The 8,918-nt window shown below is 37.4% G+C and carries 6 protein-coding genes; 3 read left to right on the top strand and 3 right to left on the bottom strand.

Translation table 11 applies throughout. The features are described 5' to 3' along the window. A partial coding sequence (locus tag H4J61_RS02515) for a sulfotransferase (RefSeq protein ID WP_182183369.1) occupies positions 1-1,314 on the top strand: 1,314 nt, incomplete at its 5' end. 318 nt (positions 1,315-1,632) lie between these two features. On the opposite strand, the gene H4J61_RS02510 is transcribed toward H4J61_RS02515, so the two are convergent. Beyond that, positions 1,633-4,674 carry an efflux RND transporter permease subunit gene (locus H4J61_RS02510; RefSeq protein WP_182183367.1) on the bottom strand — a complete coding sequence of 1,014 codons (3,042 nt, stop codon included), beginning with the start codon at positions 4,672-4,674 and terminating at the stop codon, positions 1,633-1,635. Further along, complete coding sequence (locus H4J61_RS02505) at positions 4,674-5,720, bottom strand: efflux RND transporter periplasmic adaptor subunit (protein WP_182183364.1); 1,047 nt, start codon at positions 5,718-5,720, stop codon at positions 4,674-4,676. The genes H4J61_RS02510 and H4J61_RS02505 overlap by 1 nt, the downstream gene beginning before the upstream one ends. 146 nt (positions 5,721-5,866) lie before the next feature. Between H4J61_RS02505 and H4J61_RS02500 the strand changes: the two genes are divergently transcribed. Then, positions 5,867-6,439, top strand: coding sequence for a TetR/AcrR family transcriptional regulator (locus tag H4J61_RS02500; RefSeq protein WP_182183362.1), 573 nt, complete (start codon positions 5,867-5,869; stop codon positions 6,437-6,439). Positions 6,440-6,886: 447 nt separating this feature from the next. Continuing rightward, positions 6,887-7,396: a M48 family metallopeptidase gene (locus H4J61_RS02495; RefSeq protein WP_182183360.1), complete on the top strand. Its 510-nt coding sequence runs from the start codon at positions 6,887-6,889 to the stop codon at positions 7,394-7,396. Positions 7,397-7,481: 85 nt separating this feature from the next. Here the strand turns inward: H4J61_RS02495 and H4J61_RS02490 are convergent, their stop codons facing one another. Then, complete coding sequence (locus tag H4J61_RS02490) at positions 7,482-8,483, bottom strand: GGDEF domain-containing protein (protein WP_182183358.1); 1,002 nt, start codon at positions 8,481-8,483, stop codon at positions 7,482-7,484. Between the last annotated feature and the right edge of the window lie 435 nt (positions 8,484-8,918).

Below are 8,918 nucleotides of genomic sequence, written 5' to 3'. Positions count from 1 at the left end.
AAATACAAAATGGCAGAACAGCAAGTTGAAAAGTTACTCGCTATACAACCTGACAACCTGAGCTTTAAAGTCGCTAAAGCGAGTGCCTTAACAGGTTTAGGTAAAATAGAGCAAGCCATCATCCTGTTTGAACAAGCTGTAGAGCAAAACGATCAAGTTGCAGGCTTTCAACTGCAGCTAGGCCATGCGCTAAAAACTAAAGGTGACATAAAAAAAGCCATTACGGCTTACCAAAGAGCCTACCAGTTAAACCCAAGTTATGGTGATGCTTTTTGGAGTTTAGCCAATACTAAAACCTACCGTTTTAGTGATGAAGAAATTGCTCAAATGCAAACACAGCAAAATAATAAAGCCTTAGCACTAACAGATAAGGTTCAACTACATTTTGCTACCGGTAAAGCCTTTGAAGACAGAGAAGACTATAACCAAGCGTTTCAAGCCTACCAAGAAGGCAATAAATTACAACATGCTCATAGTGGCTTTGACATTAGCAAAGTAGAACAACAAGTTTCCGAGCAAATAAAGTACTGTACCGCCGAGCTGTTTGAGAGCCGTGGAAATTTAGGGCTTAATTTACCCGATCCGATATTTATTGTCGGTTTACCGCGCGCAGGCTCTACGCTACTTGAACAAATACTGGCTTCACATAGTCAAGTTGACGGCACGATGGAGCTACACAATATATTAGGCTTGGCATCACGACTACGAGGCCGTAGTCATAGTCAAAGCGATCAAGAAGCCCAATATCCAAAAAACTTAAATGAAATTAATCCCGAGTATTTCAAACGCTTTGGTCAGCAATTTATTGACGAAACTCAAGTCTACCGAGAAAAGGCACCCTTATTTATTGATAAAATGCCCAATAACTTTCTCCATATTGGCCTAATTCGATTAATACTGCCCAATGCTAAAATTATTGACGCTAGACGCTCCCCCATGGCTTGTTGTTTCAGCGGCTTTAAACAGTTATTTGCCGAAGGACAAGATTTTAGTTACGACCTTGGAGACATGGGTCGTTACTATCAAGCTTATTTAAAATTGATGGCACATTGGGATAATGTCTTACCGGATTATGTATTAAAGGTAAATCATGAAGATGTGGTTGATGATTTAGAAACACAAGTACGAAGAATGCTTGATTTTTGTGGCTTAGAGTTTGAACAATCGTGTGTCGATTTTCATAAAACCAAGCGCAATATTAAAACCCCAAGCTCTGAGCAAGTGCGTCAACCCATTTATAGAAGTGCCACTGAACAATGGCGACATTTTGAGCAACATTTAGCGCCCTTGAAAAAAGTACTTAATATAGAATAAGTTTGATCTAGATAAAGAGCATATCATCGTTATTTCACATCGGCGTGTATGTTTTTTATCTAGATAAGTCATTAGAGTAATGCAGTAGCAATTACCGAGATGACTAAGAAAGGCTATGTGATCACGACATTGCCGACATAGATGTCGGTATTTAATTTTTGTCTGGAACAAAAAACTGCCCCTTCATCCTGAACATAAAAGCGAACAGGTTAATGTTCGCTTTTATGTTTATCGCTAAGGAACAAACCTTAGTGAAGTGGCATAGTCACTGCACTTTTTTATTTAGTCAACACGTTAGTGATTAGCTAAATACCTGCGCTATATTTTCTCTACTTTAATTTTATAAAAAACACTGTAAAGCACAGGTACGGCTATCATGGTCAAGATAGTGGCAAACGCTAATCCGCCCATAATGGTCACCGACATATCAGCAAAGAAAGGGTCAAATAATAATGGCATAACACCTAATATAGTGGTGATAGCTGCCAGTGAAACTGGTCTCAAACGACTCAAGCTTGCTTCAACGATGGCAATTGCTTTTTCTTTACCTTCTATAATTTGTAAGTCAATTTCTTCCAATAGCACAATAGCATTTTTAATTAACATACCAAATAAACTCAAAAAGCCCAGTAACGACATAAAGCCAAAAGGTAGGTCTGCTATTAGTAAGCCCGCAACCACCCCCACCACAGCCATAGGTACAATCAGCCAAATAATAATCGGTTGCCTTGCCTTACCAAAGAGCAAGACACTGATAATAAACATAATTAAAAACCCCAGCGGCAAGCCTTTTCCTAAAGCGGCTTGCGCTTTACGTGACGACTCATATTCGCCGCCCCAGTCAAGTTTATAACCTTCTGGTAAAGCAATAGCAGCAATTTTAGCTTGTGTACGATTAAACGCCTCACCGGTAGTTTCATTGTATCCGGCCTCCGCTTTGACGGTAATAGTTCGTACACGATCACGTCGATTAATTAGAAGCTCTTCACTGGCATAGTTCATTTTGCCACTTACTTGCTTAAAGGGTATATAAGTTCGTTGACTACTGCTCCACACTAAACTGTTTTCTAAGCCGGCTAATTGATCAGGATTCGTGCTACTATTTCTGGCAATAATTGGATAAAGGTAATCGCCATCTTGTAATTGCCCTATTTGCAAACCATCACTATAAAACTTTATCGCTTGACTAAAGTCACTCCTTGAAACACCGGCAATGCCTGCCGCTATATCATCATACTCAGGTGCTAAAACAATACCTTTATCGCGCCAGTCATCACGAATATCACGAATATTACCATCTGCAGAATAAATCGCTTTTGCTTGCTCAGCTAACTGCCTTAAAATGGCGGGATCTTCGCCAGAAAATCGTGCCTGAATTTTAGCACCCGCACCAGGGCCAAATTGCATGATTTCTGCGTAAAAATTTACCTTAGGATTTGCTAATCTTAATTTATCAGCAACTGCTTGCGCTAAGCGAGGGATCTCAGCCGCGTCATGCGCTCGCACCATAAATAGTCCATAACTCTCATTCGGTAATTCAGGGGCAAATACTAAGGTAAAGCGTTCTGAACTTTCACCGATGAAAGTGGCTAATGATTCGACACCTTCAGTGCTAAGGATCAGCTTTTCACCTTGTTTCATATACTTTTCAGTGGCTCTAATATCAGAGTCTTGCGGGCCCCAGTAATGAACAAAAAACACTGGGGTATTTGAAGGAGGGAAAAATCCTTGTTTAATAAAACCAAAGCTTGCGTAGGCGCTAATCGTAATCACCACCAATAACCCTAAGGTTACACCACGCCAATGCAAAGCATTACGTAAAACAACTAAATAAGCTTGATGAAATAATGAATGCGACGCTTCTACACCGGCTTTATCACCCACTTGATAAAAGTATTTACCTAATAAAGGCGTTAACGTTACCGCAAGTATCCAACTTAACAGCAAAGATATTAGTACGACGGCGAACAGTGAAAATAAAAATTCACCTGTGGCATCATCTGATAAACCAATACCCGAAAACGCCGCTATACCAATAACCGTAGCGCCCAGTAATGGCCACTGTGTACGTTTAACAATAAAGCTGGCAGACTCCACTGCCGACTTACCTTTCTCCATGCGTAGCATCATACCTTCTGCTACTACAATAGCGTTATCAACCAGCATTCCCATGGCAATAACCAAGGCTCCTAGTGATATACGTTGTAGTTGTAAATCATAAAGCCACATGATCAAGACAGTCCCTAATACCGTGATCAATAAAGTACCACCAACAACAATGCCCGAACGCCAGCCCATAAATAGACAAAGCGCTAAGGTCACTACAGCAACTGAAATTTCCAGATTTAAGATAAAACCGTCAACGGATTCATCAACGATTTTCGCTTGGTTATAAATAGAAGATAACTGAATACCCGCCGGTAATTTAGCCAGCACTTCAGCCAGCTTAGCGGAAATTTCCTCACCAACTTCAACAATATTAATATCACTTTGCGCCGATACCGCTAAGGTTATCGCACGTTCACCATTAAAGCGTTTTAAGCCACTTGGGATAGCTACAGGTTCAATACTGAGCTGAGCAATATCTTTTATCTTTATTGAGGCATTTTTACCCGGAATAACGATAGAGAGGTTTTCTATCTCTGCTATTTTATTGGTTGAGCTTTCAACTGGGATCCTAATTTTTTTATCGCCAACGTATAATCTTCCACCACTAAAGGGTTTTAAATTATTCGCCAGTACTTTTTGAATATCAGGAAAAGAAAGCCCTAAACCGGCAATTTGATAGCTATCAATGGTGGCAACAATTTCTTCTTCTAAAATACCGCCAACTTTTACTTTAGCAACCCCGTCAACGGTTAGCACTTCGCGACGAATTATACGGGAAAATTCACGCATTTGATCAGCACTAAAGTCAGGTGCAGATAAAGCATAATAAATGCCATAAACATCACCAAAATCGTCGATAACCACTGGAGCACTAGCACCAAGTGGTAAGTCGTGTTCAATATCACTAAGGCGTTTGCGTAGTTCGTCCCAAATCTGGGGTAATAGTGGCCCATCAATATGTGGTTGTATTTCCATGGTTACTCGGGATAAACCGGGTTTACTGACTGATTTCAACATATCTAATTGCCACATTTGCTGCAGCGCTATTTCAACTTGCTCAGTAACTTCTTTTTCAACTTTTTCCGCACTTGCCCCTGGATAATAGGTAAAGATAACGGCTTTTTTTATGGTAAAGGCGGGATCTTCTAGGCGACCTATTTTGCCCATAGCAACAATGCCACCAATGATAAAACATATCGCCATAAGCCAAATATTAATGGGCTTAGTCAACGAATAACGTGCAATATCCATTAATATGTCGCCTTATATTCTCTGACTATTAGCCCCTCACGCATTTGCCCCACTGCGGCAGAAACCACTTTATCATCAGGACTTAATCCCACAGAAATCATGGCGTACTCGCCTTTTAACTGAGAAACCTTGACCTTGACCTTAGTCAGACTATTTTGTACTTGATTAAAGCGCCAGACACTAAAGCCCGAGTCGTTATTACCTACTAATGCACTTAATGGAATAATTAATGCCTGTGAGTGACTATTATTTTGTTTAATGTTAACAATGGCTCTCGAGCCTGGATAAAAAGACTTAGCAATTTCACCGTCAAGTGCAAAGGTTACGCCATAGGTTTGAGTAATGGGATCAGGCGTGGTTTTATGTTCAACATAACGTATGTCAAATATCTTATCTTCCTGGCCAATAATATGAGCAGTGGCTTTTACATCGCGATTGCCAGCATTAGCGGTCATAATGCGTTCAGGCACCTCAAAAGTAAAATAAAGCGCTGATCTATCTTGTAAATTAGCCAGTGAATCTCCGGTACGAATTAAACTATCATTTTCAATGTACCTAGCACCAATAACAGCATCAAATGGGGCTCTTATCGTGCAGTAACTTAAATCTTGCTTGGCATTAGTTAATGCTATTTTAGTAATTGAAAACTGAGATTTTGCTTCATCGTAATCACGTTGCGACGCAACATTCTTTTCAAAAACATCTTTAATGCGTTTTAAATTTCGTTGCGCGTCTTCATGACGAATGCGACTTTCTTGCACTTTACGTTGAAAAGGTTTCGGATCTATTTTTGCTAAAATTTGACCTTTTTTAACTTCACTACCTTCGACAAGGCTCTCGAAAATTAAACGTCCTGAGACTTCAAATTTAAGGTCAACACTCTTCACTGCCGACACCGTGGCTGGAAATTCATAGTCATTCACTAAATTTGTTAGCCGGGCACTGGTGAGTTGAACCACTACAGGTGCAACCTCTTTTGTGACCTCTGTTGGTTCAGAACAAGCTTGCAGTAAAATAACGGCTCCGAGCATAAAAATTCGCTTCACATCAATCCCAAAATATAAGTTAAATTATAAAAATAAGTAGGCGAATCATAACACAGGTTTACACATTAACAACTAGTGTAAACTTGTTGTTTAATGTAACCACTCACGTTAATATATCGATACTTCAATGAGTAAGAGCAGATGATTTGCCAAGTACTACCGATAAAATACTAAGTGCCGCTATGGATTGTTTTTTTCAGCACGGCTACGATACCGCAAATATTTCTATGGTCAGTCGTTATGCTGGCATATCGCGTGTGACTATACATAAACAATTTAAATCAAAAGAGCTATTATTTAGAGCTGTTGTTGAAAAACATTTTCAGCAACATAATATATTGATTAGTGTCTACAGTAAGTCAGAAATAAATTTTTGGCAGGAAACCCAAGTGCTTACTATTCAACGATGTGAAGGCTTATTCAATCACGTATCCAGTAGTTTAGTTAGGGCTAATTTAATACACGCCGGTCAAGCATTTTGCAAAGACCTTATTCAAGCAGAAGAAAGCTTAATAAAAAATAGTATCCAATTGAGAATTGAAAAAGAAATTTCCGCCAAGCGTTTAACACTAAGTAAAATAGGCTTGTCGGCATCAGCATTAGCTGAAACACTTCACTTTGCACCATTTGGCATCACGGTATCAGTATCAGATAAAAACAATACTACCTTTGTAGAAAATTTAATGGCGATATTTAAAGCATCAACGTCACCACTTTAGTGCGATGTTATCCCTTAAAAATCTCTATTTATAATTAGCTTTTATCTCGCCAAAACTGACTAATTAAATGACTCATTCTGCCTAATGCTCAGTAGAGATAAAAATATCGAACTTTAGCTTCGCTATTTTTAGTGTAACTTTATATTCAAGTAACTAACTTCATCAATGTGCCTTTAAAAACTCAAATATTTATTTGAGGCGTTAATTGAAGAACCAAATACCAAGCCTGTTTTAAACAAGTCTTCGGCACTGTACATTTGAAACGTGGAAGATATAATCCTTGATATATCGGATTGTGCTCGCGTTTACCTTGAACAGACGAGTAATAATGATATGCCAATAAATAGCGCTAAAAATTTTAATAAAAAACAATGAATAGTTAAATTATAATAGCGTAAACTATTGCTACAGTCGTAACCATCAACAATACAGAACCTATTTAGTCACATGGCCACACCGTTAAAGTACTTATCTCATTATTCTATTGATATACAGCAGCAAGTCGCACAGCTTATTAAGGAAAACAACTTAAAAGCCTATTTATTGGCGCAATTTCCTGCGCCACATGAAGTTACTACTGATAAAGCATTACGCGAATACTCCATCGCGTTAAAACAACAATATTTAAAAAAATCAGCGCCACTTAGTCAAGTAAAGTACGATGATAAGATTCATGTTGTGAACAACGCGCTAGGTTTGCACACTTATGTTTCTCGCGTACAGGGCAATAAACTAAAAAGCAAAAACGAAATCCGTATTGGTAGCATGTTTAAGCGAGCGCCCGAAGCGTTATTAAGTATGATCGTGGTGCATGAACTGGCCCATTTGAAAGAAAAAGAGCATAACAAAGCCTTTTATCAACTATGCCAACATATGTTACCAAACTATCATCAATTAGAGCTAATGACTCGTATATACCTTACTGAGCTTGAAAACAACGGCAGTATTTATCAATAAACATTGCCGCTTATTAATGCCTTTAGGTATATAAAAAGTGCCTAAATCAAGAACAGCATATGTTAAGTGTCAGTGGGATACTCATCTATAAACAAACGCTTCTATTTCTGCCACTATTTTTAGCGTGATATAAGGCGGTATTAGCTTGTTCAAATATCGCTGCCCAGTTTAATTCCTCTTCTCGTTGTACTACACCAATAGAAACAGAGATTTTAGGTAGATTGGCTTTTGAGTCTCTTTGCATCAGTTTTAATTGTGAAATCGCTAGCCTGATATTTTCTGCAACTTCATATGCCTGCGTTTTGGTTTTATTTACCATAACAACAGCAAATTCCTCACCACCAAAACGAACGGCAATATCGTTATCCGATATAGATGATAAAATCACTTTTGCAATGCGCTGTATCACTTTATCGCCAATAACATGGCCAAACTTATCATTAAAATTTTTGAAATGGTCAATATCTATTGCTAATGAAGAATATACTTGTTCAATATCTAATTCTTTTAACTTAATATCACAGCCACGACGATTATATAAACCAGTTAAAGAATCAACTATTACTTCATTACGTGCCGCTTGAAGCTTAGATTTTAAAAAATTAACTTCACCACAAGTCCTGGTCAGATCTAAAGATAAGTCGGTATGCTGTTGTTGAGAAAATGTAATATTTTTCATCAAAAAGGCAACAATATTTTGCATAGATTTATGGTGTTCATGTTTAGAAAGTGCTTTTTTCGCTTTTATTAAGTTAGAAGTTGCCGCTTTAGCACTATCTACTTGTAAATTAATTTTTTCGAGAGTAGAAGTTAAAGACTTCTCAATTGGTTCAAGTATTTGTTTATCAATAGTATGAGAATTAGAAATATACTTTTCAAATAAACCTTCAATAAAAGTTAAATCAACGTCCTGAAAGGTTTGGACATGCCTTTCTAACTCTGCAGTTAATTTTTCATTACGCTTACTAATATGCAAATAAGTGACTGAATAATTTACTGGACTAGCTGGGATTTGATAATGAGATAAAAATTCGTTTGTTGATGCACTAAACTTCAGTACCTCATCAAAATTATCTTTAATAAGCACGAGCACTCCTTAAGAGTATATTTATTATTTTAATGTTAACAATCACCTGTTAACATTTACTTGTTAACGAATAGAATCACAATGTAAATAAGATGTTACTTACCTTTCATGAGAATATCTAAATTAGCAACGTTCAACAAGCATTAAAATGCTAAATATCACTTGTTAGAGCTTTTTACCTAATAATGAAGTTTTTTATATAAACTTATTAGCCTATAAAAAGATTATTATAGGCTAATAATAAAGATTCATTGTATCGAGATAACTAGAACCGCTTTTTAAAATGGCGATTAATACATCAAATTGGTACTTATACCATTTTGATTAAATTTGTGATCTAATTGGTTTCATTTTTCATACATTGATATCAGTCGTTATGATCACACTTGAATCCATTGATTTTAAATCTCTTATAGCAAAAGAAACTAATGGGCG

It is taken from the genome of Colwellia sp. MB3u-4, assembly GCF_014077065.1.
Classification (GTDB): domain Bacteria; phylum Pseudomonadota; class Gammaproteobacteria; order Enterobacterales; family Alteromonadaceae; genus Cognaticolwellia.
Note: the sequence above shows the minus strand (reverse complement) of the source record. Positions and strands in the feature narration are given on the sequence as shown.

Bases quoted from the DNA above. Each gene is read 5' to 3' on its own strand.
- H4J61_RS02510 (WP_182183367.1), bottom strand. From the start codon at position 4,674: ATGGATATTGCACGTTATTCGTTGACTAAGCCCATTAATATTTGGCTT.
- H4J61_RS02495 (WP_182183360.1), top strand. From the start codon at position 6,887: ATGGCCACACCGTTAAAGTACTTATCTCATTATTCTATTGATATACAG.